The sequence below is a fragment of the Streptomyces sp. NPDC050743 genome (genome assembly GCF_044456925.1).
Taxonomy (GTDB): domain Bacteria; phylum Actinomycetota; class Actinomycetes; order Streptomycetales; family Streptomycetaceae; genus Streptomyces.
The window spans coordinates 145237-169961 of record NZ_JBITGJ010000008.1 but is presented as its reverse complement, the minus strand read 5'-3'; the positions used below and the strand labels follow the sequence as shown (position 1 = coordinate 169961).

Here is a 24725-nt window from a genome sequence, read left to right as displayed (position 1 = left end):
GGGGCCGCAATCCCCCGCCCCACCCCCGGGCCCCCCCCCGCGCCTGGCGGGGGGGGGGGGGGGGGGGGGAACGGGCGGCGCGCGGCCCCCCCCCCGCCCGCGGGGGGGGGGCCGGCGCGCCCCATGTCCGCCCTAGTCGATCCCCGACCGCTCCACTCCCGCCACGATCCACCGCTGGAAGCACAGGAACACCACCAGCAGCGGCAGGATCGACACAACGGCCGCGACGAACAGCTCGTGCAGCCGGATGACCTGGGACGTGGTGAAGGACGACAGGGCCACCTGCACCGTCCAGGCGCTCTGGTCCTGCCCGATGACCAGCGGCCACAGGAAGGAGTTCCACGCGCCGAGGAACACGATCGTCCCCACGGCGGCGAACACCGGCCGCGCGTTCGGCACCACGACGAGCCAGTACGTCCGCCAGTACCCGAGCCCGTCGACCTGCGCCGCGTCCTCCAACTCCCGTGGGAAACCCAGGAAGTACTGCCGGAAGACGAAGCAGGCGAAGGCGGAGAACAGGGTCGGGACGATCAGACCCCGAAGCGTGGAGATCCAGCCCAGCGACGACACCAGCACGAAGCTGGGTACGAAGGTGACGGCGGCCGGGACCAGCAGGGTGCCCAGGATGCCGTAGAAGACCTTGTTCGCGTGCCGGTAGGGGATGCGAGCGAGGCCGTAGCCCGCGAGGGACGCCAGGAGCAGGGTGCCCAGGGTGGTCGCGACGGCGATCAGCGCGGAGTTGAGCAGCGAGCGGGCGAACGGGACGGACGGATCGTCGAACAGCTCCCGGACGTTCCCCCACCTCAACTCGCGTGGGAAGAAGGTCCATTCGGGCGAGGTGATGTCCTGCTCGCTGGACAGGCCGTTGCGCACCAGCAGATAGAAGGGGATCAGGAACAGCAGGGCGAGCACCACGAGCAGGACCACGCGCAGCGCCCGCCCCACCCGTACCAGGGCGTCATCCATCGGCGTCCGTCCTTCCCAGCCGCAGCCAGCGCGCCTGCCCCACCGTGACGACCACGATGATCAGCGCGAGGATCACCGCGCCCGCGCTGCCCAGCCCGAGGTTCTGCCCCTGCCCGAGGGCGGTGTAGTAGAGGTAGACCAGCGGCGGCCGGGCGTACGGCGGATAGCCCCGCGCGTCCGACAGCAGGTTGTAGAACTCGTCGAAGGCCTGGAAGGCGTTGATCACGAGCAGCAGCACCACCGCGACCGACGTGGCCCGCAGTTGCGGAAGGGTGATGTGCCGCAGCACGGTCCAGCCCGGCCGGGCCCCGTCCACGGCGGCCGCCTCGTACAGCACCGGGTCGATCCGCTGCAGCCCGGCGAGGAAGAGGATCATGTAGAAACCGGCCTGCAGCCACAGCCGTACGGTCACGATCACCAGCCAGTACCAGGGCGGATCCGTACCGGCCAGCCAGGCGACGGGATCCTGGCCGATCCACCCGAGGACGGTGTTGGCGAGCCCGAACCGCACCCCGTTGAAGATCGACATCTTCCACACCAGCGCGGCGACGACGTAACTGCACGCGGCCGGAAGGAAGAAGACCGACCGGAAGAACGCGCGGGCGCGCCTGAGGCGGTTGACCATCAGGGCGAGGGAGAGGGAAAGGAGGTACGTGACCGGCACGATGAAGGCCGTGAAGAGGAGAAAGGTCCGCAGGCTGTCGACGAACGCGTCGTCCTTCAGCATCGCCGTGTAGTTGTCCGGCCCGACGAAGTGCGTGGGCGTGACGGTGTTGTGCGCGTCGAAGAAGCTCAGGCCCACGCTCCACAGCAGCGGAACGTAGGTGAACAGCGCGAGCCCGAGCGCGAACGGCCCCACGAACGCCCAGAACCAGACTGCCCTGCGCCGCCTCACGACGCCTTCTTCACCTTCCTCGCCCTCTTCACACGGTCGAGTTCGGCGGCCACCTTCCTCACGACGGCCCGCAGTTCGCCCTCCGGACTCGCCCCGCCGCTGATGATCCGGCTCAGCGCGTCTTGGTAGGCGGTCTGGGCGGCCGGCGTCCACAGCAGCGGCTGGGCGTAGCCGTGGTCGGTGGTGAAGCGCACGGCGTCGGCGGCGGCCCCCGACCGCAGCGCGGTGGCCTTCCTGGCGAGGGAGATCCGGGCCGGGATGTGAAAGCCGTACGACAGCGCGAAGTCCTCCTGGTAGTCGGTACGTTGCACCCACAACCACCGCACGAACTCCTTCGCGGCCTCCTTGTGCCTGCTGCGCGCGCTGACGGCGGCGCCGTACGCTCCGACGGGTACGGCGGGCTTCCCCTGACCCCCGTCCCCGGGAAACGGCAGCACACCGAAGTCGTCCCCCAGCTCCTTCTTGATCTGCGGCAGCGCCCACAGCCCGGACCACTGCATCGCGGTCAGTCCCTGGATGAAGGCCGACGGGTTGGACCAGTCGGCGGGCGCGCCGAGGAGGAGGGACTTGTCGGCGTACAGCCGGTGCAGCTTGCCGAGGGTGCGGGCGGCGGCGGGATCGTCGAAGCCGACCTTGCCGTCCTCGGTGACGAGCCGCAGCCCGGCGGCAGACAGGGGCGTGCCGCCGAGCACACCGGCGCCCCCGTCGTTCCCCAGGAACAGCCCCTTGACCTTGCTGTCGGTGAGCTTCCGCGCCGCGTCCACGAGGGCGTCCAGCGTGTCCGGCGGCTCGACCCCGGCGTCCCGCAACAGGCTCTTCCGGTAGTACAGCATCTGCATGTCGACGACCTGCGGAATGCCCCAGACCCGGCCGTCGTACGTCTTCGGCGCGAGCACGGCCGGATTGAAGTCGTCCTCGACGCCCCTAACGAGGTCGGTCAGGTCGACGACCTGACCGCCCTGGATCTGGTCCAGCGTCGGCCCGTTGACCTCGAAGACGTCCGGGCCGGAGTCGGTGAGCAGGGCGGCGGCGGTCTGCTGGTCGTAGTTCCCCGGCCGCCACTGCACCGTGACCCGCGCCTTGCGATAGGCACCGGCATACCGCTCGACGGCCTGCTCGGTACCGGCCTCACCGTACTGGTGATACCACTGCGACAACTCAGCCGAACTCCCGCTGCCCCGCCCGGTGTTGCCCCCGCAGGCACCGAGCAACCCGCCACCTGCCAACCCGGCCCCCGCGACCAGCGCTCCCCTACGGCTCATCGTCATCGTCGGTGCCCCCTGACGTCGGTCGATCTTCGTCATCGATGCACGGCCCAACGATCAACCATGCGGGTCGATTACGAAAGGCGCATTGCGGCCGTGTGCCGGCGGGGGCGGGCGGGCACTCGGATCGGTGCGCAGTGCACCGTGCACCGGACGGTGGACGCCAATGCACAACTTTTCCGGCCCGGGGTGCATCCCACACAGTGACCTTCATCCCCCATTCGCCCGATGGAGGCGGATGTGCCATGTATCCGAACCCTCTGAACTCTCTGAGCTCTCCGACCCCTCCGAAGCCTCGCAGATTCCTCCAGACACTCCCCAGGCGCGGCCCCGCGGCCGTACTGACCGCCGCTCTCCTGGGCCTCACCGCCGCGGGAGCCGCGTGGAGCGCGACCCCGACGGCGGCGGCACGGACCTCGACCGCGACACGCACCTGCGCCGTGAGCGACCTGTACCTCTCCATGGGCCGCAAGGAAGGCGCCGCGGGGTCGCTGTACTGGCCGATCCGGTTCACCAACACCAGCACGACCAGCTGTGCCCTGCGCGGCTACCCGGCCGTCAGCGTCCTGGACACCGCGCACCACCAGATCGGTCCGGCCGCCACCCGCAGCGGCCGCTCGTACGGCACGGTCACGCTCGCCCCCGCCCACTCGGCGTCGGCGGTCGTCCGCACCACCAACGGCCCGATCGGCGGCCCCTGCCAGCGCACCGGCACCTACCTGCGGATCTACCCACCAGCCTCCCACACCGCAACCCTGATCCCGGCCCCCTGGACAAGCTGCTCCGGCGTCTTCCAGGTGGGTCCGGTGAACGTCGAGGGCGCGTTCTGAGAGGGGGCGGGGCGCCTTCCGAAAGGGGCCAGCAGTGCCGAAGGGGCGGCACCCACACCGGGTACCGCCCCGAGCGGGTCCCGCGGCTCTCAGTCCCGCCGGATCAGCACCACCTGACGCAGCTCGGGAAGAAGGGCGTCGTCGTCCGCGAACCCTGGCAGCCGCGCAGCATCCGACTCACACAGTGACGCCCTCACCAGGCCCCGTAGGCTCCATTGCGTGATTGAAACCGTTGTGCTGGACGTCGGCGAGACCATCACCCGAGACGACCGATACTGGGCCTCGTGGGCGGACTGGCTAGGCGTTCCCCGCCATACCCTGTCCGCGCTCGTCGGTGCCGTCGTCGCTCAAGGCCAGGACAACGCGGAGGCGCTGAGACTTCTGCGCCCTGGTATCGACGTCACGGCCGAATACCGTGAACGGGAGGCAGCCGGCTGCGGCGAGCGCTTGGACGAGACCGACTTGTACGACGACGTCCGTCCGGCCCTGACCGCACTGCGTGAGGCAGGCGTCCGAGTAGTCGTTGCAGGCAATCAGACCGCGCGCGCCGCCGACCTGCTGCGCGCGCTCGACCTGTCCGTAGACCTGATCGTCACATCAGGCGAGTGGGGCGTGGCCAAGCCCCGGCCGGAATTCTTTCAGCGAGTCATCGAGGTTGCCGAGGCACCAGCCGACCGAATCCTCTACGTGGGCGACCATCCCGCCAACGACGTGCACCCGGCCAAGGCGGCGGGGCTGCGCACCGCACACATCCGCCGCGGTCCGTGGGGGTGCCTTTGGGCCGACGCGCCCGAAACGGTTGCTGCCGCGGACTGGCGGATCAACGGGCTCATGGATCTGGTCAGCATTGTCCGGTGACAACAGCGAAGCGGCCCGGCCAGGTTGGCGGGCCGCTTCCAGTACACGCGGCCTGTGACGCGAGTACCGTTCGGTGTGGATGTCCGAACGGAGACAGATACCCGCGAACACCGACGGAGGAGTGGGCCGGCGGATCGCCTACTACCGGAGCGTCGTCCGGCCCAAGATGACTCAGGCTGAACTGGCCACCGCTGCCTGCGTTGCCCTGGGCACGATCCGGAAGATTGAGCGCGGCGAACGCGGTGTCACCGACGACACTCTTCAGGCCATCGCCGACGCGCTCGGCGTCGATCCGTCACGCCTGCGCCATGACCGCGGCCCCGCCCATTCTCAGGCGAGGGACGGCCTGCCAGCGTTGTCGGCAGCCATCGCCGCGTACGACTGTCCCGATACAACGAGTCCTGGCGGGTCTGGCGGGACAACTACATCCCCGACTGGGAAGCCGCCGGCCCGGACCTGGAGGTCGACCTGCACGCCGGGCAATCGCTTCTCCTGCCGCGGGGCTGGGTCCACAACCCGCACGTGGTCGAGGCCGATGAGCACAGCGTCCACCTGACGTTCGCCATCCGCGAGCGCGCTCCTGTGTGGCTCGCCGAGAAGCTCGTCGAGGGCATCATCGCCGACCCGCGCTTCCGCCGGATCATCCTTCCCGGTGACATCCACGGGCCGACGCTCATCGAACGGGTGCAGGAGGCCCGCCAGGAACTGGTGAGGTACCTCGAAGGCCTCGACCTCGATGGCCTTACCCCGTCCCTGCGGCAGGCGGCTTTGAAGGAGTTGGAGTACACCACCTGACCCTCGCCAACCGGCCCCGCTCGTCTGCTTCCCCCGTAGCGGATGGGCGGGCCTTGCCAGGTCAGCCAACGGAGGCGGAGACCACCTCGCTCAGCGTGGCTTCCATCATGTCGGCGGTCCGGTCTTCCTCCGCCACGGGCTTCCTGCGGTTCGTCCGATCCTCGATGTACACGACCTGCGGCGTGAACTCCTCACGGTGCCGTGCGATCTCGCCTACGATCGAACGTCCTTGAGCAACGGACCGATAGCTCTGCCTGGTCTTCGGTTCCCCGAGGTACGGCAAGGTCACGTCAGGTGACGTGTCCCGCAGGGCTATGCGAAGGCCCAGCCGGTCCACCGCTCGACCCGGACGGCGACCGCAGGGCCCTGGGGCGGGGACTGCTTGTACTGGTCGTACTTGTCGCACAACAACCTCACCGCCCGCAGGCGCTCTTCACCTTCCTCCAGGACTTCGCCGCGGCCGTCGGCGCGGACCCACCACAGCTTCGTCCAGTCGTCGTCGTAGTGGTCGACCAGCACGGTTACCGCTGGATTTTCCCTGATGTTGCGCAAGCGCCGCAGATTCCAGGTGCTCTTGGGCTTGTGGTCGACCGCGAAGTACAGGACGTCGTCCTGAACCACGAAGGTCACGGGAACCGCATGTGGCACCCCGGAGCCGTCCACGGTCGCCAGCCGGGCGACGGATGAAGAGACGAAGCGTTCCCGGGCGACGGACGGTGAGAGCCTCATGCATTCCACGGTAGTGAAGGCTCGGGGCCTTGGACGTCGTGCGGCTCATCGAGTAGCGGCCCGCAGGACACCGGAGAGGCGGCACCCCCGCACAGGGTGTCGCCTCTCCTCTTTCGTGCGCCGGAGCCGTCGCCGATCGGTGAGGGTCGGGGACCGGCGACGGCTCCGGGGTTCGGTGGCCCGTGAGGGCCTAGCGGTGGTCGCTGCCCGCCGACTGCGTCGCCGCGCGGCCTGCCTCGAGGCGGGCCACCGGGATGCGGAAGGGGGAGCAGGAGACGTAGTCCAGGCCGACCTCGTGGAAGAAGTGGACGGACTCGGGGTCACCGCCGTGTTCGCCGCAGACGCCGAGCTTGAGGTCGGGGCGGGTGCGCCGGCCCGCTTCCGCCGCCGACTTCACCAGGGAGCCGACGCCGTCCTTGTCGATCGTCTCGAAGGGGCTGACGCCGAAGATGCCCTTTTCCAGGTACGCGGTGAAGAAGGAGGCCTCGACGTCGTCGCGGCTGAAGCCCCACACCGTCTGCGTCAGGTCGTTCGTGCCGAAGCTGAAGAACTGCGCCGCCTCGGCGATCTGGCCCGCCGTGAGGGCGGCTCGGGGGAGTTCGATCATCGTGCCGATCGCCAGCTTCAGCGCCGTACCCGTCGCCGCCTCGACCTCCGCGATGACCTTGTCGGCCTCCTCGCGGACGATCTCCAGCTCCTGGACCGTGCCGACGAGCGGGATCATGACCTCCGCGCGCGGGTCGCCCTTGGCGGACTTGCGTTCCGCCGCCGCCTCGGCGATCGCGCGGACCTGCATCGTGAACAGGCCGGGGATGACCAGGCCGAGGCGCACGCCGCGCAGGCCGAGCATCGGGTTCTGCTCGTGCAGGCGGTGCACCGCCTGGAGCAGGCGGAGCTCGTTCTCGTGCGGCTCCTGGCGGGACTCGGCCAGCGCCACGCGGACCGACAGCTCGGTGATGTCGGGGAGGAACTCGTGCAGCGGCGGGTCCAGGAGACGGATCGTCACCGGGAGGCCGTCCATCGCCTCGAAGAGCTCGACGAAGTCCTTCTTCTGCAGGGGGAGCAGCTCCGACAGGGCCGCCTCGCGCTCCTCCTCCGTGTCCGCGAGGATCAGCTTCTCGACCATCTCACGGCGCTCACCGAGGAACATGTGCTCCGTGCGGCACAGGCCGATGCCCTGGGCGCCGAAGCGCCGGGCGCGCAGGGCGTCCTCGGCGTTGTCCGCGTTGGCGCGGACGCGCAGGCGGCGCTTGCGGTCGGCGAAGGCCATCATGCGGTGGACCGCCTCGACCAGCTCGTCCGCGTCGTCGGCGCCGGGGTGCATCCGGCCCTCGAAGTACTCCACCACGGGGGACGGGACCACCGGGACCTCGCCCAGGTACACCTTGCCCGACGAGCCGTCGATCGAGATGACGTCGCCTTCCTCGACGACGTGCCCACCCGGCACCGTCATCCTGCGGCGCTTGGTGTCGACCTCCAGCTCCTCCGCGCCGCACACGCACGTCTTGCCCATGCCCCGGGCCACGACGGCGGCGTGGGAGGTCTTGCCGCCGCGCGAGGTGAGGATGCCCTCCGCCGCGATCATGCCGTCGAGGTCGTCCGGGTTGGTCTCGCGGCGGACCAGGATGACCTTCTCGCCCGAGCGGGACCACTTGACGGCCGTGTAGGAGTCGAAGACCGCCTTGCCGACCGCCGCACCGGGGGACGCGGCGATGCCGCGCGCGACCTGGTCGACCTTCGCCTGCTCGTCGAAGCGCGGGAACATCAGCTGGGCCAGCTGGGCGCCGGTGACGCGCTGGAGCGCCTCCGTCTCGTCGATCAGGCCCTGGTCGACCAGCTGGGTCGCGATGCGGAAGGCGGCGCCGGCCGTGCGCTTGCCGACCCGGGTCTGGAGCATCCACAGCTGACCGCGCTCGATCGTGAACTCGATGTCGCACAGGTCCTTGTAGTGGTTCTCCAGCGTCTCCATGATCTGCATGAGCTGGTCGTACGACTTCTTGTCGATCGACTCCAGCTCCGCGAGCGGGACGGTGTTGCGGATGCCCGCGACCACGTCCTCGCCCTGGGCGTTCTGCAGGTAGTCGCCGTAGACGCCCTGGTGGCCGGAGGCGGGGTCACGGGTGAAGGCGACGCCCGTGCCGGAGTCGGGGCCGAGGTTGCCGAAGACCATCGAGCAGACGTTGACGGCCGTGCCGAGGTCGTGCGGGATGCGCTCCTGGCGGCGGTAGAGCTTGGCGCGGTCGCCGTTCCACGAGTCGAAGACCGCCTTGATGGCGAGGTCCATCTGCTCGCGCGGGTCCTGCGGGAAGTCCCGGCCGGCCTCCTTCTTGACGATCTTCTTGAAGGTGGTGACCAGCTTCTTCAGGTCGGCGGCCTCCAGGTCGGTGTCGACCGCGACCTTCTTGGCCTCCTTGGCCGCCTCGAGGGCCTCTTCGAAGAGGTCGCCGTCGACGCCGAGGACGGTCTTGCCGAACATCTGGATCAGGCGGCGGTAGGAGTCCCAGGCGAACCGGTCGTCGCCGGCCTGCTTGGCCAGGCCCTGCACCGACTTGTCGGAGAGGCCGATGTTGAGGACCGTGTCCATCATGCCGGGCATGGAGAACTTGGCGCCCGAACGGACGGACACCAGCAGCGGGTTGTCGGCCTGGCCGAGCTTCTTGCCCATGCGGGACTCGAGGGCGTCGAGGTGCGCACTCACCTCGTCACGCAGTGCCGCGGGCTCCTCACCGCTGTCCAGGTAGACCTTGCAGGCCTCGGTGGTGATGGTGAAGCCGGGAGGGACCGGCAGACCGAGGTTGGTCATCTCGGCGAGGTTGGCGCCCTTGCCGCCGAGGAGGTCCTTGAGGTCCTTGTTGCCCTCGGTGAAGTCGTAGACGAACTTCACTACGTGGGGTTCTTTGTTTTCCGACACGGGTCTCGACTCCTTGAGGCCGCGGTGGCTGCCCTGACGGCGAGGAACATACCCAGATCGAAGGCACATGGGTACGTCCACTTGCGCGTCATGAGCCCGTAACCACTCGTCCGCCAGCGGATCGAAAGTCAAGGCTTGGCAAGCCAGCACCGCGGGATGCCTTCACTTCTTGAACGAATACACCTCTCAGTGCCGGGTTTATCGCTCAGATGAGCGGGTAACCCGCACGTCTGATTTCGATCGATGAACGATCAAGGGATGGCACCCAGTGCCACCCCTTGGAGAAGTGCAGCCGCTCAAGATCCGCTCATCTGAGCACAACCCTTATCAAGGGTGGCGAGAATCACGCTGCCACAGTCCGCCGGATTTCACCATGCGGACCCTCCCCGGTACCCGGAAACACCCACGTCACACCCCCGTGTCACACGCCCAGCGCCCGCAGCCGCTCCTCCACCCGCTCCGGCGCGTAGAGGCGTTCCACGACCAGCGCCCCCGCTCCGATGAGCGCGGCCCGCTCCCCCAGCCGGGAGGTCACGACATGGAGGTGGGCCGTGGAGCGCGGCAGCGCCCGCTGGTAGAGGAGTTCCCGGACGCCGGTGAGGAAGGGCGTCCCGGCCAGGTCGCCCGCGATCATCAGCACCCCGGGGTTCAACAGGGTCACCACCGTCGCCAGTACGTCACCGACCCGCCGCCCGGCCTCCCGGGCGAGGGCCGCCGCCTCCGGATGCCCGGCGGCCAGCAGATCCCGTACGTCCGCGCCGGAGGCGGCCGGCACCCCGCTCTCGGCCAGCCGCCGGGCCACGGCCCCCCCGCTCGCGACGGCGGCGAGACAGCCGTACGAACCGCAGCGGCACAGCGTGTCCGCGCCGACCCGGATGTGCCCGATGTCGCCGGCGCCGCCGTCGATCCCGCGGTAGATCGAGCCGTCCACGACCACCCCGGCACCGATGCCCGTGGACACCTTGACCAGCACGAAGGCCGCGCAGTCGGGGTGTCCGGCGCGCTGTTCGCCGTACGCCATGAGGTTGGCGTCGTTGTCCACGAGGACCGGGACCGTCCCCGCGCCGGTGTGCTCGCCGAAGGCGCGGGAGAGGCGGCCCGTGATGTCGTAGCCGTCCCAGCCCGGCATCATCGGCGGCTGCACCACGCGGCCGGTGCCGGTCTCCACCGGGCCGGGCACGGCGAGCCCGATGCCGCAGACCTCCGCCGCCGGACGCCCGGCCTTCTCCAGCAACTCGCCGAACCAGTGGCCCAGTTCGGACAGCACGGCCTCCGGGCCGTCCCCGATCACGAGCGTCCCCGCCTGCTCGGCGAGGATCTCGCCGGTCAGGGAGAGGACGGCCGCGCGGGCGTGCCGGGTGTCCAGGTCGGCGGCGAGGACGACGGCGTGGGAGCCGTCGAACTCCAGGGTGATGGAGGGGCGTCCGCCGAGCGGCGAGTCGACCGGGCCGCCGGCGCCCTCGCGCAGCCAGCCGGCCCGGAAGAGGCGGTCCAGGCGCTGGCCGACGGTCGCGCGGGACAGTCCGGTCGCCTGCTGGAGCGCACCCCGCGTCACCGCCCGTCCGCTGCGGACCAGTTCGAGCAGCTCTCCGGCGCCGGCCGGACCGCCGCTCTTTACGACTCTTCCCGGATGTCCGGTCATGCGCACCCCCTTGTGTTTCCCAAGCCTGCACTACATATTGAGTTTTGCGTGTTAAATGGACGTAACTCTACGACGGTTACCGCCAAACCCGGCCGGCACGGCCGGGCGTCTTCGTCTTCGGGGAGCCCCGAGTGGATCGCAGCAGCACGCAGCTCACCGTCCGTCCCGCGGAGCCCGCGACGTACGAGCCAGCGGGTGATTCCCCCGTTTCCGGCGGGTCTCTGCGCATCAGGGCGGCCCAGGTGCTGGACGCGAACTGGACGGGCGGCTCGACGGTCCCCTCCCGGAGCCTGTATCCGCACCAGTGGTCCTGGGACTCGGCGTTCATCGCGATCGGGCTGAGGCACGTCTCACCGCTGCGGGCCCAGACCGAGCTGGAGACACTGCTGACCGCCCAGTGGGCCGACGGGCGCGTCCCGCACATCGTCTTCAACCCCTCCGTACCGCTCGACGCCTACTTCCCCAGCCCCGACTTCTGGCGCTCCTCGACCGCCGGCCGCGCGGCGGGCGCCCCGCGCACCGTACAGACGTCGGGGATCGTGCAGCCACCGGTGCACGCGCTCGCGGCCTGGCTGGTGCACCGTGCCGACCCCGGGCTGTCGCGCGCCCGCGGCTTCCTGGCCCGGATGTACCCGCGGCTGGCCGCCTGGCACCGCTATCTGCTGCACCGCCGGGACCTGGGCGGCGCCGGGCTGGTGTCGGTGGTCCACCCCTGGGAGCAGGGTATGGACAACAGCCCCTGCTGGGACGCCCCGCTCGCCCGGATCACCCCCGCCCCGGCCCGCTCCTTCCGCCGCGCCGACCTCGCCCACGGGGCGCCCGAGGACAGGCCGACGGATCTGGACTACGGACGGTACGTTCGGCTGGCAGCCGACTACCGGGACGCTGGGTACAGGGACGCGGGGTACAGGGATGCGGCGGGTGGGAGGCAGGGGGACGCGGCGGGTGGGCGGCACGGGGTCGGCGGCGGTGAATTCGCCGTGGAGGACCCGGCGTTCAACGCCCTACTCATCGCCTCCGAACACGCGCTGGCCCACATCGCCGAGGAGCTGGGCGCGCCCGGCGCGGCACGGCACTCACGCGCCGAACGGCTGACTCAGGCGCTGGTGGAGCGGCTGTGGGACCCTGCGTCCGGCATGTTCCTGTGCCGGGACCTGCGCGCCGGCGGACCGATCCCCGAGCGGAGCGTGTCCGGGCTGGTGCCGCTCCTGCTGCCCGGGCTGCCGCGCGAGATCGTCGCCGCGCTCGTGCGCACGCTGTGCGGGCCGCACTTCGGGCTCGGCGGGCGCACCCGGCTCGTGCCCAGTTACGACCTGCTCGGCGAGGCCTTCGATCCGCACCGGTACTGGCGCGGCCCGGCCTGGTTCAACACGAGCTGGCTGCTGGAGCGGGGTCTGCGGGTGCACGGCGAGCGGGAGCGGGCCGACGCGCTGCGCGCGGCCGTCCTGCACCTCGCCGAGGTCACCGACTTCGCGGAGTACGTCGATCCGTACACCGGCGAGGCCTGCGGCGCGACCGGCTTCGGCTGGACCGCTGCGCTCGCCCTGGATCTGCACCACGAGCTGCACAAAGACCTTCTCAAGGGCGCCCGCGAGGGCGTGTCCGAGGCGGGCACCGGCACGTTCGACAGAAGTGACGAAGGAGGCGACCGGGCATGACGGACCGGCACCATCTGCTCGTGCACGGGGCGACGTTCGCCGCCGTGGGCGACCGAGGCGACATCAGCGGGGTCCGGGGCAGCGGCTCCCCGGACGGGTTGTTCGTACGGGACGGCCGGCACCTCAGCCGCTGGCAGCTCACCGTCGACGGCGCCGTGCCCGAGGTGCTCACCCCGGTCACCGACGGTGACGCGGCCCGCTGTGTGCTGGTCCCGCGCGGCGGCCGGCAGGAACCTCCGGCGCACACCCTCTTCCGCCGGCAGGCGGTCGGCGACAGCTCGTTCGTCGAATCGCTCCGGGTGACCAGCAACCGCCCGGTGCCGACCACCGTCCGGCTCGCCCTCACCGCCGACGCCGACTTCACCGACCAGTTCGAACTCCGCTCCGACTACCGCACCTACGCCAAGCCCGGCGCCGTACGCTCCCGCACGGTCCTCGACGACGGCATCGAGTTCACCTACCGGCGTGCCGAGTGGCAGTCCCGCACGACCATCACCGCCGACCCGGCCCCCGACGCCGTGGAGGAGACCGGCACGGGGGCCCGCCGCCTGGTGTGGACCCTCGACCTGGCACCGCACGGCACGACGGAACTGCTGCTGCGGGTGATCGCCCGCCCGCACGGCGAGAAACGCGCCCTGCGCGTGCCCCGCGACCCGGCGTCCGTCGGCGAGCAACTCCGCGCACTGGAAGGGCGGTTCGCGGAGGGCGTGGCCTTCCCGACCGGCTGGCCGGAACTGTCGGCGGCCTGCGCGCGGGGCCTGGCCGACCTGGCCGCGCTCCAGGTGCCGGCGCGCGGGCCCGACGGCGAGGAACTGCGCGTCCCGGCCGGCGGCGCCCCCTGGTTCCTCGCCCTCCTCGCCCGGGACGCCCTGCTGACCTCCCTGTTCGCGCTGCCGTACCGCCCGGAACTGGCCGCCGCCACGCTCCCCGCGCTCGCCGCGACCCAGGCGACCGGCGCCGGCCCGTCCCCGCTCGCCCAGCCCGGCAAGATCGTGCACGAGGTACGGCACGGCGAGCTGGCCCACTTCGGGCAGGTGCCGTTCGGGCGGTACTACGGCTCGGTCGACGCGACCCCGCTGTTCCTGATCCTGCTCGGCGCGTACGTCGAGCAGACCGGGGACACCGGCCCGGCCCGGCGCCTGGAGCCGCACGCGCGCGCCGCCGTCGGCTGGATGCTGGACCACGGCGGCCTGACCTCGCGCGGCTATCTCGTCTACCGCGCCGACGAGGGCGGCCTCGCCAACCAGAACTGGAAGGACTCCCCCGGCGCGATCTGCTGCGCCGACGGCACCCGGCCCACCGGCGCGGTGATGGCCGCGGGCGCGCAGGGCTACGCGTACGACGCGCTGCGCCGCACGGCGTGGCTGGCGCGGACGGTGTGGGGCGACGAGACGTACGGCGCCCTGCTGGAGCAGGCCGCCGCCGATCTGCGGGACCGGTTCCAACGGGACTTCTGGATGCGGGAGCACTCCTTCCCGGCGCTCGCGCTGGACGGCGAGGGCCACCGGATCGACGCGCTGGCGTCCGACGCCGGGCACCTGCTGTGGTCCGGGCTGCTGGACAAGGAGTACGGCGAGGTGGTGGGCCGGCGGCTGCTGGAGCCGGACTTCTTCTCCGGCTGGGGGGTGCGGACGCTCGCCGCGGGGCAGGCGGCGTACCACCCGCTGTCGTATCACCGGGGTTCCGTGTGGCCGCATGACAACGCGCTGATCACGTTGGGTCTCGCGCGGTACGGGCTGCACGACGAGGCCCGTGCGGTGGCGCGTGCGCTGGTGGACGCGGCGGTGGCCGCCGGGCATCGGCTGCCGGAGGTGCTGGCCGGGTACGGGAGGGACACGCATCCGGAGCCGGTGCCCTATCCGCACGCGTGTGTGCGGGAGTCCCGGTCGGCCGCGGTGCCGCTTGCCTTGTTGACGGCGGTGGGTGGGGTCTAGCGCCGTCAGGGTTCCTGTGGATGGGTCAGCCGGCGTTTGCCAGGTGTTTGCCCGGTGCTGGTGAACAGGCGTGTCGAAGTGGCCGTACGGGACGGCAGATCGGGTCTCGCAGGGAAGGACGCCGGGTTGTCCCAGGACATGAGCACGCGCGAATCAGCCGTAGCCGAAGCCGAAGTGGCCGAGCCGGAGCAGCCCGCCGTCCCCGTCCCCCGCCCGCGCCGCACCTTCCCGCGCCCCTGGGCCGCCTGCTCGGCGTGGGCGCGGCGCTGGCGCGAGGGGCATCCCGGGGCTGCCCAGGGCTTGTCCGTCACGGTCACCGTGCTCGCCGCCGCCCTCGTCGTCGCCGCGCTGGTGATGCCGAACTCCGTGGTGCGGCTGAAGCCTTCCGCGTTCGTGCGGATACCGGCGGAGGCGGTGATCGGGGCGGCGGTGATGATCGCGCTGCCCCGCCGGCCGCGGGTGGTGCTGGCCGCCGTGTCCGGAGTGGCGCTGGGCGCGATGACCGTGCTGAACGCGCTCGACATGGGCTTCAAGCAATACCTCGGCCGCGGCTTCAACGTCGTTCTCGACTGGAGCCTGTTCGGCGACGCGGAGTCGTATCTGGAGGACTCCCTCGGCCGCACGGAGACCCTCGCGGCGGTGGCCGGGGTGATCGCGGCCGTCCTGCTCCTCTTCGTGCTGCTGGCGCTGTCCATGGTCCGGCTGAGCGATCTGCTCGCCCGGCACACCGGCGTCGCGACCCGGGGCACGCTGATCGCCGGGGTGGTCTGGATCACCTGCACCTCGCTCGGCCTGCAGATCTCCGGCGTACCGCTCGCCTCCGACAGCACCGCCACCGCGCTGAAGGCCCAGGCCCACCTGGTGTCGGCCACGCTCAAGGACGAGGCCGAGTTCCGGAAGGTCGCGCGGGTCGACGCCTTCGGGAACACCCCGGGCAGTCAGCTGGTCCCGGATCTGCGCGGCAAGGACATGATCTTCACGTTCATCGAGAGCTACGGCCGCAGCGCGGTCGAGGACCCGATCATGGCGCCCGGTGTGGACAGCACGCTCGACGCCCGGACCAAGGCGCTGGCCAAGGCCGGTTTCCACGCCAAGAGCGGCTGGCTGACCTCGGCGACCTACGGCGGCAGCAGCTGGCTCGGCCACTCCACCACCATGTCGGGCCTGTGGATCAGCAACCAGCAGCGGTACCGCACGGTCATGGCCAGCGACCACCTCAGCCTGACCGAGGCCTTCGAGAAGACCGGCGCGTTCGACACGGTCGGCGTCATGCCGGGCGTGCAGAAGGCGTGGCCGGAGCAGAAGTGGTACGGCCTCGACAAGGTCTACAACGCCTTCGAACTCGGCTACAAGGGACCGAAGTTCAGCTGGTCGACCATGCCCGACCAGTACGCGCTGCAGCAGTACCAGGAGCGGGTGCACAGCAAGAGGCCCGCCGACGGCAAGGCGCGGATGTCCCTGCTCATCCTCACCTCCAGCCATCAGCCGTGGGCGCCGATCCCGAAGATGGTCGGCTGGGACCAGCTGGGCGACGGCTCGGTCTTCAAGGGCATCCAGGTGGCGGGCAACAAGCCGGCCGACGTCATCGCCGACACCACCAAGTCCCGCCAGGAGTACGGCAAGTCGATCCAGTACTCGGTGACCGCGCTGACCGAGTGGCTGACGCGCTACGGCAGCAAGGACACCGTGCTGGTCTTCCTCGGCGACCACCAGCCCATCGCCCGGGTCAGCGGCAACCACGCCAGCCGGGACGTGCCGGTCTCGATCGTCGCCAAGGACCCGAAGGTGCTGGACAAGATCGCCGGCTGGAGCTGGACGGACGGGCTGCGCCCCGCCCACAACGCCCCGGTGTGGAAGATGAGCGCGTTCCGGGACCGGTTCCTGACGGCTTACGGCTCGACTCCGCACCCGAAGAAGGGCTGACGCGGCCCTGGAGGCCGCTCAGCCGCCGGAGGTGTCCAGCTCCGCGTCCTCGCTGATCCCCGCGCAGTCGTAGGGGTCCTTCAGCCAGCCGTCCGGCAGCACCACCCGGTTGTTGCCGGACGTACGGCCGCGCGGACCGTCCGCGCCGGCCGGCCACGGCTGGTCGAGGTCCAGCTCGTCGAGACCGGCCCGCAGTTCCTGGAGCGAGGAGGTGATCGCGAGCCGCTTGCGCATCTCGGAGCCGACCGCGAAGCCCTTCAGGTACCAGGCGACGTGCTTGCGGAAGTCGACGACGCCCTTGCACTCGTCGCCGATCCACTCCCCCAGGAGGGTGGCGTGGCGGACCATGACGTCCGCGACCTGCCGGAGCGTCGGCCGCTGGAAATCGGTCCGCCCCTCGAACGCCGCCACCAGGTCCGCGAACAGCCACGGCCGTCCCAGGCACCCGCGCCCGACGACGACCCCGTCGCAGCCGGTCTCCCGCACCATGCGCAGCGCGTCCTGGGCCGACCAGATGTCGCCGTTGCCGAGCACCGGGATCTCCGGGACGTGCTCCTTCAGCCGGGCGATGGCGTCCCAGTCGGCGGTGCCGCCGTAGTGCTGGGCGGCCGTGCGGCCGTGCAGGGCGATCGCGGTGACGCCTTCCTCGACGGCGATGCGGCCGGCGTCGAGGAAGGTGATGTGATCGTCGTCGATGCCCTTGCGCATCTTCATGGTGACCGGCAGGTCACCGGCGCCGCTCACGGCCTCCCGGAGGATCGCCCGCAGCAGGTTCCGCTTGTACGGCAGGGCCGAGCCGCCGCCCTTGCGGGTCACCTTGGGGACCGGGCAGCCGAAGTTCAGGTCGATGTGGTCGGCCAGGTCCTCCTCCGCGATCATGCGGACGGCCTTGCCGACGGTCGCCGGGTCGACGCCGTACAGCTGGATCGAACGCGGCTGCTCGCTCGCGTCGAACCTGATCAGCTGCATGGTCTTGTCGTTGCGCTCGACCAGCGCCCGGGTCGTGATCATCTCGCTGACGAACAGCCCCTTGCCGCCGCTGAACTCCCGGCACAGGGTGCGGAAGGGCGCGTTGGTGATCCCCGCCATGGGTGCGAGCACGACGGGCGGCGTCACGGCGTGCGGGCCGATGGAGAGCGGGTGGGTCATCAGACGACTCCGGGACGGACGGACAGCACAGGGCAAGCACCCATTGTCCCTCACTCGGCCGACAGCTCGGGCCGGCGGCCGACCGTGGGCCGGCGGTGCTTGGGCTTCGGGCGTCCCGGGTACTGGGACAGCCACTGGAGGGGGCGCTCACGGTGATCGTGTAGCACACATCAATTAGGCACACTATTAGTTAGACGCACTATCGAAATAAGCGTACGATTCGATCCATGCCCGAGTTGAGCCACCGCCGTCGTCTCCTCGTGCTCGCGATCTGCTGCATGAGCCTGCTGATCGTGAGCCTGGACAACACTGTGCTGAACGTGGCGCTGCCGTCCATGCAGCGCGATCTGCACGCCACCACCTCCGGCTTGCAGTGGACGATCGACGCCTACACGCTGGTGCTCGCCTCGCTGCTGATGCTCGCGGGCTCGACGGCCGACCGGATCGGCCGCAAGCGGGTCTTCATGACCGGCCTGGTGGTCTTCTCCGTCGGCTCGCTGCTGTGCTCGCTCGCCCCGAACCTGTCCCTGCTGGTGGTGTTCCGGATGGTGCAGGCGATCGGCGGCTCGATGCTCAACCCGGTCGCCATGTCGATCATCACTAACACCTTCACCGACGCCCGGGAACGGGCCCGGGCGATCGGCGTCTGGGGCGCGGTGGTCGGCATCTCCATGGCCGCCGGCCCGCTGGTCGGCGGCCTGCTGGTGCAGTCGGTGAGCTGGCGCGCGATCTTCTGGATCAACCTCCCGGTCGGCCTCGCGGCCCTCCTGCTCACCCTCCGCTTCGTCCCCGAGTCCCGCGCGCCCAAGGCCCGCCGCCCCGACCCGGTCGGCCAGCTCCTGGTCATCGCCCTGTTCGGCTCGCTGACTTACGGCATCATCGAGGCGCCGGACTCGGGCCCGACCGCCGTGGCCCCGTTCATGGCGATCGCCTTCGTGGCCCTCCTCGGCCTGCTCTGGTACGAGCCCCGCCGCACCGAACCCCTCATCGACCTGCGCTTCTTCCGCTCGGCTCCGTTCAGCGGCGCCACGGTGATCGCGATCAGCGCGTTCGCGGCGCTGGGCGGCTTCCTCTTCCTGTCCACGCTCTACCTGCAGAACGTCCGCGGTCTCGACGCCCTGCACGCGGGCCTGTGGATGCTTCCGATGGCCGCGCCGACCTTCCTGTGCGCCCCGCTGTCCGGCCGTCTGGTGGGCAGCCGCGGCCCCCGCCTGCCGCTGCTGATCGCGGGTACGGCGATGACGGCGAGCGGTGTCCTCTTCGCGGCCTTCGAGGCGGAGACGTCGAACGCCACCCTCCTCGTCGGCTACGTCCTGTTCGGCATCGGCTTCGGCTTCGTGAACGCGCCGATCACCAACACGGCCGTCTCCGGAATGCCCCGCGCCCAGGCCGGGGTCGCCGCGGCGGTCGCCTCCACGAGCCGGCAGCTGGGCCAGACGCTCGGCGTCGCGGTGATCGGCGCGGTCCTGGCCTCCGGTATCGGCTCGTCGCCCATGAAGCAGGCCTTCGTCTCGGCGGCCCGCCCCGGCTGGTGGATCCTCACCGCCTGCGGCCTGGCCGTTCTCCTCCTCGGCCTCCTCACCAGCGGCCACTGGGCGCACCGCACCGCGGAACGCACAGCCGAGACCCTTCAGTCCGCGGAGATCCGCCAGACGGTCTCCGTCGCGGGGCGCGGCTAGCCGCCGCCCTCGTCCAGGTGGACCGGGGAGCCCGGGCTCGTCGGGTTCCAGCCCTCCCGCAGCGCGCGCCGGACGGCGTCGGCCACGTCGGCGGGGCGAACCGGCGGGACGCAGGCGTGGCCCAGGTGGTTGCCGGGGTGGGCGTGGCCCGTCGTGACGACCAGCGTGGTGCCCGGGGAGTCGGCGTGTTCGACCGCGAAGATGCCCGGTGTCCACCCCATGGACTGGGCGTAGGTCGGCCTGCGGCGCAGCCGCCACCGGTAAGTCGTGCCGTCGACGACGATGTGGCGGGCTCCCTTGCGGGGCAGCGCCATCGGTACCCCTCTCCCTCGGCGTTCTCAGGCCCTCGCGGTGGCCCCGCGGGCCAAGTCGTACAGCCTCTCCAGGCGCTCGCGGGTCTGCTCGTCGGCCGGGGTGTACGTCACCATGCGGGCGCCCTGTTCGGGGCCCAGCCACAGGTCCGTGTGCTCCAGCTTGAGGTGGCCCACGTGGGTGTTGAGGAACTCCTTGGTCTTGGTGCGGGCCGCGACGACCTCGTAACGCTCCCAGTTCTGGCGGAAGTCGGGGGATTCCGTCTGCAGGCGCTTGAGCAGCATCTTCCAGGCCGGCTCGCCGAGATGGCCGGCCATGGACGCGCGCAGCCGGGCGGCCATCAGGCGCTGGGTCTCCTCCAGGCGGACCACCGACGACTGCCAGTCCTTGTTGGTGTACGTGAGGAGGATGCAGTTGCGGTCCTCCGCCGGTATCGCGTCCAGGTCGCCGAGGAGGCGGCCGTAGGTGAGGTTGTAGGCGAGGATGTCGTACCGGCTGTTCTGGACGCAGGCCGGGATCGGCTCCAGCTGGCGCAGCATCGCGCGCAGGGCCGGGGTGACGCTCGGGCAGCTCGCGGCGGGCGTCGGGTCGACGGCGCCGGCCAGCTGGAAGAGGTGGGCGCGTTCGCCGGCGTCCAGCATCAGGGTGCGGGCCAGGGCGTCCAGCACCTGCACGGAGACCTGGATGTCGCGGGCCTGTTCGAGCCACGTGTACCACGTGACGCCGACCGCGGAGAGCTGGGCGACCTCCTCCCGGCGCAGTCCCGGCGTACGGCGCCGGGCCCCGCGCGGCAGGCCCACCTGCTCGGGGCTGATGCGCTCGCGGCGGCTGCGCAGGAACCCGGCCAGCTCGTGCCGCCGGATCTCCGAGCCCCGGGTCGTCGGCTGCGGGGCGGGCGTCTTGCGGTCCGTGGCCATGGTGGTCATGGGTTCCAGGGTGCCTGCCTCGTCATCCTGTTGCCAGGTACTTCTTGTACCAGGATGAGGACACTCTGGTACCAGTCTGTGCGGCGGCGCAGGCTCGGGGTCATGAGTGAAACCGTCACCACCCCGGCCGTCCGTACGACGGCCGCACCGCCCGCACTCGGCGGGCTCGGGCTGTTCACCGTACTGCTGGCCGCGGCACTGCCGCTCGTGGACTTCTTCATCGTCAACGTCGCCCTGCCGACCATCGGCACCGACCTCGCCGCGGGCGAGGCCGTGCTGGAGCTGGTGGTGGCCGGGTACGGCGTCGCGTATGCCGTGCTGCTGGTGCTCGGCGGGCGGCTCGGCGACCTGTTCGGGCGGCGCCGGCTGTTCCTCGGCGGAATGGCCGCGTTCGGACTGACCTCGCTGGCCTGCGGGTTGGCGCCCGACGCCTGGAGCCTGGTCGCGGCGCGGGTCGCCCAGGGCGCCTCGGCGGCCGCGATGCTGCCGCAGGTGCTCGCCACCATCCAGGCCACCACGCGCGGCGCGCGCCGCGCGAAGGCCATGAGCCTGTACGGCGCGACCGCCGGGCTGTCCATGGTCGCCGGGCAGATCCTCGGCGGAGTGCTCGTCGCCGCCGATGTCGCCGGGACCGGCTGGCGCGCGGTGTTCCTCGTCAACGTGCCCGTGGTCGCCCTCGGCCTGCTCCTCGCCGTGCGGGTCGTACCGGAGACCCGGTCGCAGCACCCCGAGCCCGTCGACGGGCCCGGCACGGTCCTGCTCGCGGTCTCCCTGCTGACGCTGCTCGCCCCGCTCACCGAGGGCCGGGCCGCGGGCTGGCCGCTGTGGACGTGGCTGTCGCTGGCCGCGTTCCCGTTCGCCGCCGGCGCGTTCTGGGCCGTGGAGCGGCGGGCCGACCGGGCGGGGCGGACTCCACTGGTGCCGCCGAGTCTGCTGGCGCTGGCCTCGCTGCGGCGCGGTCTGATCCTGATCCTGCCGTTCTCGATCGGCTTCAGCGGGTTCATGTTCGTCATCGCGCTGGCCCTGCAGAAGGGCGCGGGACTCGGTCCGGTGGCGGCCGGGCTCGCGCTCGCGCCGATGGCCGTGGTGTTCCTGTTCACCTCCCTCGCCGGGCCGCGGCTGACGGCCCGTCACGGCACCCGGGTCGTCACCGCGGGCTCGGTGGTCCAGGGTGTGGGCGTGCTGCTGATCGTGCTGGCCGCCTGGCGGGACTGGCCGCACCTGGACTTCGGCTCGCTGCTGCCGGGCGCCGCCGTGGCCGGTGCCGGGCAGGCGCTCCAACTGCCCAACGTCTTCCGGATCGTGATGTCCGAGGTGCCGCCGGCCCGGGCCGGTGTCGGCAGCGGTGTGATGGTCACCACCCAGCAGTCCGCGCTCGCCCTCGGCGTGGCCACGCTCGGCACCCTGTTCCTCACCCTCGCGTCGAGCACGGGCATGCGGGACGCGCTGGTCATCACGCTGCTGGTGCAGTTGGCCGGGGTCGTGCTGACCGGACTGCTCAGCCTGCGGCTGCCGCGCGAGGTCGGCTGAGCCGGGGCCGGCCGGGAAGGCTCTGGCCACGGCTTGGACAACTCCATGTGAAGCTCCCCCTGTTGATGTTCATCTTGCTGCACACTCCTGTCCCGGCCGGGGTGTGCCACAGGAGTCGAGGAGACGTGAGGCGTCATGCCGCAGGGCAACAGCACGAGCAAGGTCAGCCGCTGGGACCAGCACGGCCGGGAGCACGTCGTCCGGGTACAGCGCACGGGGGTGCAGCGCACGATCAGATGCGACACGTGCGGCTGGCGCAGAGGTGCCCAGTTCCTGCCGTGGCTGAAGGCGGAGGAGCATCTGGCCGAGGCCCATCAGGCGACGGTCGATCCGGTGGCGGACCGGCAGCCCTCGCGTTGAGCCCGGGGTTCCGAACAAGGTCTTGGACATCCGTGCTGACCTGCGCACTTGACTGATCGGACTGCCGGTTACGCAGCGTCTCGAGTGGCCGACGCAGCGAAGTCGGTTCAGCCTGGGAGACGTCCGATCGAGCGACAGGAGATGACCATGACCTCCGCACCCCGCCACCGCCGCTACGGCCGCGCCCTGGGCGCCGGCACTTTGTCCGTGGCGCTGCTCTCCGGCGGTACGGCCGGAGCCTTCGCCGTGACCAGCGCGAAGCCCCCCACCCCCTCGCCGACCCGCAGCGGCATGCCCGTCAGGCCCCCGGTGATCGGCTCCGGCACGCCGAGCATGAAGCCGTCGCGGGTCCCGATGGCGATGGGTTCGATCACCATCTCGCCGAACCGCAGGGCCATCAAGGCTGGCGACACGGTGGTGTTCACCGGCCGCGTCACGGGCGCGAAGCGCGGCTCCACACTGGTGCTCCAGCACATGCGCAACGGCAAGTGGACCACACTCCGGACCACGACGGTGGTCGGCAACAGCGGCCGCTACACGATCAAGCGGACCTTCACCAGCAAGGGCACCGAGCAGGTGCGGGTGGCGGTCAAGTCCGGCATGGTCCACTCCTCGCCGGTCAGCGTGAAGGTGAGCTGAGCCCCCGTATCAGCAGGTCCACGACAGCCGTGAACTCCTCGTCTACGCCGGGGGCGGTCCACTCCCGGGCGTAACAGGGGTCGTGGAAACGGCCGGTGGCCTGGAAGACGGCTCGGGCAGCGGCGGGGGGGGGGGGGGGCGGGGGCGGGGGCCCCCCCCCCCCCCCCCCCCGGGGGGCCGCGGGCGGGGGGGGGGGGGGGGGGGGGGGGGGGGGCCCGGCGGGCGCGCCCCCCCCCCGGCCCCGTCCGCGATGATCCGGGTCAGCTGTGCGGTCAGGTCGGCGAGGTGCTCGCCGACCGCCGTGCCGTTCTCGTCGGTCAGCACCGTGTAGGTGGCGAAGAGTTCGGGGTCGTCGCCCGCCTTGTGCCGCTTGGCCTCGAACAGCGCCGTGAGCCAGGCCCTCAGCCGCTCCTCGGGAGTGCCGTCCGCGGTGACGATGGCGGCCAGTTTTTCCGACGTCCGGTCCAGCCAGCGCTTGGTGACCGCCTCGCGCAGGGCCGCCTTGGTGCGGAAGTGCCGGTAGACACTGCCATGGCTGACGCCGAGCGCGCGGGCCACGTCGACCACGGTGGCCTTGGCCGGGCCGTGACGGCGCAGCACCTCCTCGGTCGCTTCGAGGATGCGCTCGGCGGTCAGGGTCTCGGTGGGCGGTGCCATGCCTTAGACCGTACCCGGAGCCACGGTCAGCGCTCGCTGTCGAGGTGTGCCATCTGCGCGGTCGGGTAGCGGTCGCCGGCCGCCGCGTCCGCCGGCACGGCCTCCTCGATCGCCGCCAGGTCGGCCGCGTCCAGGGTCACGTCCAGGGCGCCCAGCGACTCGCCCAGCCGCTCGCGGGTGCGGGCGCCGACCAGCGGCACGATGTCCTCGCCGCGCGAGAGCACCCAGGCGATGGCGATCTGCGCGACCGTGACGCCCTTCTGCTCGGCGATCTTGCGCAGGGCCTCGACCAGGTTCAGGTTGTGCTGGAGGTTCTCGCCCTGGAAGCGGGGCGAGTGGGCGCGGAAGTCGTTCGCGGCCAGTTGCCGGTCGCGGGCGAAGTGGCCGGAGATCAGGCCGCGGGACAGCACGCCGTACGCCGTGATGCCGATGCCCAGTTCGCGGGTGGTCGGCAGGATGTCCCGCTCGATGCCCCGGCTGATCAGGGAGTACTCGATCTGCAGGTCGGCGATCGGGGCGGTGGCGGCGGCCCGGCGGACGGTCTCGGCGCCGGCCTCGCTCAGGCCGACGTGCCGGACGTACCCCTTCTCGATCAGTTCGGCGATCGCGCCGACGGTCTCCTCGATCGGCACGTCCGGGTCGATCCGGGCGATCCGGTAGACGTCGATGTGGTCGACGCCGAGGCGCTGCAGGGAGTAGGCGGCGAAGTTCCTCACGGCGGCGGGGCGGCCGTCGTAGCCGCTCCAGTTGCCTTCCGGGTCGCGCAGGGCGCCGAATTTCACGCTGGTCAGGGCCTGCTCGCGGAGTGCGGCCGGGGCGGTGCGCAGGGCCTCGCCGATCAGCATCTCGTTGTGGCCCATGGCGTAGAAGTCGCCGGTGTCCAGCAGGGTGACGCCCGCTTCCAGGGCGGCGTGGATGGTCGCGATGGACTCCGTGCGGTCGGCGTCGCCGTAGAGCGCGGACATGCCCATGCAGCCGAGGCCGAGGGCGGAGGTCTGGGGGCCGGTGGTCCCGAGGGATCGGGTGTGCATCGTCATGCCTTCACGATGCCATGACAGCTGACAGAT

Annotated in this window: 23 protein-coding genes and 1 pseudogene; 11 read left to right on the top strand and 13 right to left on the bottom strand. The window is 71.1% G+C overall.

Annotated elements, in window-relative coordinates; all coding sequences use genetic code 11:
- Window positions 1–132: 132 nt before the first annotated feature.
- From ACIBJF_RS12030 to ACIBJF_RS12020, 3 genes are read right to left on the bottom strand one after another with little or no spacing between them, the layout of a single operon-like run.
- Window positions 133–966, bottom strand: coding sequence for a carbohydrate ABC transporter permease (locus ACIBJF_RS12030; RefSeq protein ID WP_399173567.1), 834 nt, complete (start codon window positions 964–966; stop codon window positions 133–135).
- Window positions 959–1861 (bottom strand): carbohydrate ABC transporter permease, encoded by a 903-nt coding sequence (locus tag ACIBJF_RS12025; RefSeq protein WP_399173566.1) that lies wholly within the window; start codon window positions 1859–1861, stop codon window positions 959–961. The genes ACIBJF_RS12030 and ACIBJF_RS12025 overlap by 8 nt, the downstream gene beginning before the upstream one ends.
- Window positions 1858–3129 (bottom strand): ABC transporter substrate-binding protein, encoded by a 1272-nt coding sequence (locus tag ACIBJF_RS12020; protein ID WP_399173626.1) that lies wholly within the window; start codon window positions 3127–3129, stop codon window positions 1858–1860. The genes ACIBJF_RS12025 and ACIBJF_RS12020 overlap by 4 nt, the downstream gene beginning before the upstream one ends.
- 437 nt (window positions 3130–3566) lie before the next feature.
- On the opposite strand from ACIBJF_RS12020, the gene ACIBJF_RS12015 reads away from it, so the two are divergent.
- The 4 genes from ACIBJF_RS12015 (at window position 3567) to ACIBJF_RS12000 (ending at window position 5609) form a co-directional block, all read left to right on the top strand.
- A complete protein-coding gene (locus ACIBJF_RS12015; protein ID WP_399173565.1) occupies window positions 3567–3956 on the top strand; it encodes a DUF4232 domain-containing protein in 390 nt (129 codons plus the stop codon).
- Between the two features lie 219 nt (window positions 3957–4175).
- A complete protein-coding gene (locus ACIBJF_RS12010) occupies window positions 4176–4814 on the top strand; it encodes an HAD family hydrolase (RefSeq protein ID WP_399173564.1) in 639 nt (212 codons plus the stop codon).
- A gap of 79 nt (window positions 4815–4893) precedes the next feature.
- Window positions 4894–5370, top strand: coding sequence for a helix-turn-helix domain-containing protein (locus tag ACIBJF_RS12005; RefSeq protein WP_399173563.1), 477 nt, complete (start codon window positions 4894–4896; stop codon window positions 5368–5370).
- Window positions 5337–5609: a hypothetical protein gene (locus ACIBJF_RS12000; protein ID WP_399173562.1), complete on the top strand. Its 273-nt coding sequence runs from the start codon at window positions 5337–5339 to the stop codon at window positions 5607–5609. Before ACIBJF_RS12005 ends, ACIBJF_RS12000 begins: the two co-directional genes overlap by 34 nt.
- Window positions 5610–5670: 61 nt before the next feature.
- Here ACIBJF_RS12000 and ACIBJF_RS11995 read toward each other — a convergent pair whose 3' ends face one another.
- The 4 genes from ACIBJF_RS11995 to ACIBJF_RS11980 all read right to left on the bottom strand — a co-directional run bounded on the left by ACIBJF_RS11995 (window position 5671) and on the right by ACIBJF_RS11980 (window position 10891).
- A complete protein-coding gene (locus tag ACIBJF_RS11995; RefSeq protein WP_399173561.1) occupies window positions 5671–5898 on the bottom strand; it encodes a hypothetical protein in 228 nt (75 codons plus the stop codon).
- 23 nt (window positions 5899–5921) lie between these two features.
- Complete coding sequence (locus tag ACIBJF_RS11990; RefSeq protein ID WP_399173560.1) at window positions 5922–6338, bottom strand: TIGR03668 family PPOX class F420-dependent oxidoreductase; 417 nt, start codon at window positions 6336–6338, stop codon at window positions 5922–5924.
- A 190-nt stretch (window positions 6339–6528) separates the two neighbouring features.
- Complete coding sequence (gene ppdK / locus ACIBJF_RS11985; RefSeq protein ID WP_399173559.1) at window positions 6529–9249, bottom strand: pyruvate, phosphate dikinase; 2721 nt, start codon at window positions 9247–9249, stop codon at window positions 6529–6531.
- A 421-nt stretch (window positions 9250–9670) separates the two neighbouring features.
- A complete protein-coding gene (locus ACIBJF_RS11980; protein WP_399173558.1) occupies window positions 9671–10891 on the bottom strand; it encodes an ROK family protein in 1221 nt (406 codons plus the stop codon).
- A gap of 131 nt (window positions 10892–11022) precedes the next feature.
- Between ACIBJF_RS11980 and ACIBJF_RS11975 the strand changes: the two genes are divergently transcribed.
- From ACIBJF_RS11975 to ACIBJF_RS11965, 3 genes are all read left to right on the top strand, one after another.
- Window positions 11023–12549 (top strand): MGH1-like glycoside hydrolase domain-containing protein, encoded by a 1527-nt coding sequence (locus ACIBJF_RS11975; protein WP_399173557.1) that lies wholly within the window; start codon window positions 11023–11025, stop codon window positions 12547–12549.
- Window positions 12546–14483 (top strand): glycogen debranching N-terminal domain-containing protein, encoded by a 1938-nt coding sequence (locus tag ACIBJF_RS11970; protein ID WP_399173556.1) that lies wholly within the window; start codon window positions 12546–12548, stop codon window positions 14481–14483. Before ACIBJF_RS11975 ends, ACIBJF_RS11970 begins: the two co-directional genes overlap by 4 nt.
- A gap of 138 nt (window positions 14484–14621) precedes the next feature.
- Entirely contained in the window at window positions 14622–16406 is a 1785-nt protein-coding gene (locus ACIBJF_RS11965) for a CDP-alcohol phosphatidyltransferase (protein WP_399173555.1), read from the top strand.
- A gap of 18 nt (window positions 16407–16424) precedes the next feature.
- Here ACIBJF_RS11965 and dusB read toward each other — a convergent pair whose 3' ends face one another.
- The gene (gene dusB, locus ACIBJF_RS11960; RefSeq protein WP_399173554.1) at window positions 16425–17555 is read right to left on the bottom strand and encodes a tRNA dihydrouridine synthase DusB; all 1131 of its coding nucleotides are present in this window, start codon (window positions 17553–17555) and stop codon (window positions 16425–16427) included.
- Window positions 17556–17782: 227 nt separating this feature from the next.
- Here dusB and ACIBJF_RS11955 point away from each other — a divergent pair, with 227 nt between their 5' ends.
- Window positions 17783–19234, top strand: a complete 1452-nt coding sequence (locus ACIBJF_RS11955; RefSeq protein WP_399173552.1) for an MFS transporter — start codon at window positions 17783–17785, stop codon at window positions 19232–19234.
- On the opposite strand, the gene ACIBJF_RS11950 is transcribed toward ACIBJF_RS11955, so the two are convergent.
- Window positions 19231–19548: a hypothetical protein gene (locus ACIBJF_RS11950; RefSeq protein ID WP_399173550.1), complete on the bottom strand. Its 318-nt coding sequence runs from the start codon at window positions 19546–19548 to the stop codon at window positions 19231–19233. The genes ACIBJF_RS11955 and ACIBJF_RS11950 overlap by 4 nt on opposite strands.
- Window positions 19549–19572: 24 nt before the next feature.
- The gene (locus ACIBJF_RS11945; protein WP_399173549.1) at window positions 19573–20472 is read right to left on the bottom strand and encodes a helix-turn-helix transcriptional regulator; all 900 of its coding nucleotides are present in this window, start codon (window positions 20470–20472) and stop codon (window positions 19573–19575) included.
- A 102-nt stretch (window positions 20473–20574) separates the two neighbouring features.
- Here ACIBJF_RS11945 and ACIBJF_RS11940 point away from each other — a divergent pair, with 102 nt between their 5' ends.
- The 3 genes from ACIBJF_RS11940 to ACIBJF_RS11930 all read left to right on the top strand — a co-directional run bounded on the left by ACIBJF_RS11940 (window position 20575) and on the right by ACIBJF_RS11930 (window position 23001).
- A complete protein-coding gene (locus ACIBJF_RS11940; RefSeq protein WP_399173548.1) occupies window positions 20575–22002 on the top strand; it encodes an MFS transporter in 1428 nt (475 codons plus the stop codon).
- 135 nt (window positions 22003–22137) lie between these two features.
- Window positions 22138–22362, top strand: a complete 225-nt coding sequence (locus ACIBJF_RS11935; RefSeq protein ID WP_399173547.1) for a hypothetical protein — start codon at window positions 22138–22140, stop codon at window positions 22360–22362.
- Between the two features lie 147 nt (window positions 22363–22509).
- Window positions 22510–23001 (top strand): hypothetical protein, encoded by a 492-nt coding sequence (locus ACIBJF_RS11930; RefSeq protein WP_399173546.1) that lies wholly within the window; start codon window positions 22510–22512, stop codon window positions 22999–23001.
- Here the strand turns inward: ACIBJF_RS11930 and ACIBJF_RS11925 are convergent.
- The 3 genes and pseudogenes from ACIBJF_RS11925 to ACIBJF_RS11915 form a co-directional block, all read right to left on the bottom strand.
- Window positions 22982–23080 (bottom strand): annotated as a pseudogene (locus ACIBJF_RS11925) (TetR/AcrR family transcriptional regulator); the annotation flags it as partial. The gene ACIBJF_RS11930 and the pseudogene ACIBJF_RS11925 overlap by 20 nt on opposite strands.
- A complete protein-coding gene (locus tag ACIBJF_RS11920; RefSeq protein ID WP_399173545.1) occupies window positions 23044–23658 on the bottom strand; it encodes a TetR family transcriptional regulator in 615 nt (204 codons plus the stop codon). The gene ACIBJF_RS11920 and the pseudogene ACIBJF_RS11925, both read right to left, overlap by 37 nt.
- Window positions 23659–23684: 26 nt before the next feature.
- Window positions 23685–24695 carry an aldo/keto reductase gene (locus ACIBJF_RS11915; RefSeq protein ID WP_399173544.1) on the bottom strand — a complete coding sequence of 337 codons (1011 nt, stop codon included), beginning with the start codon at window positions 24693–24695 and terminating at the stop codon, window positions 23685–23687.
- Between the last annotated feature and the right edge of the window lie 30 nt (window positions 24696–24725).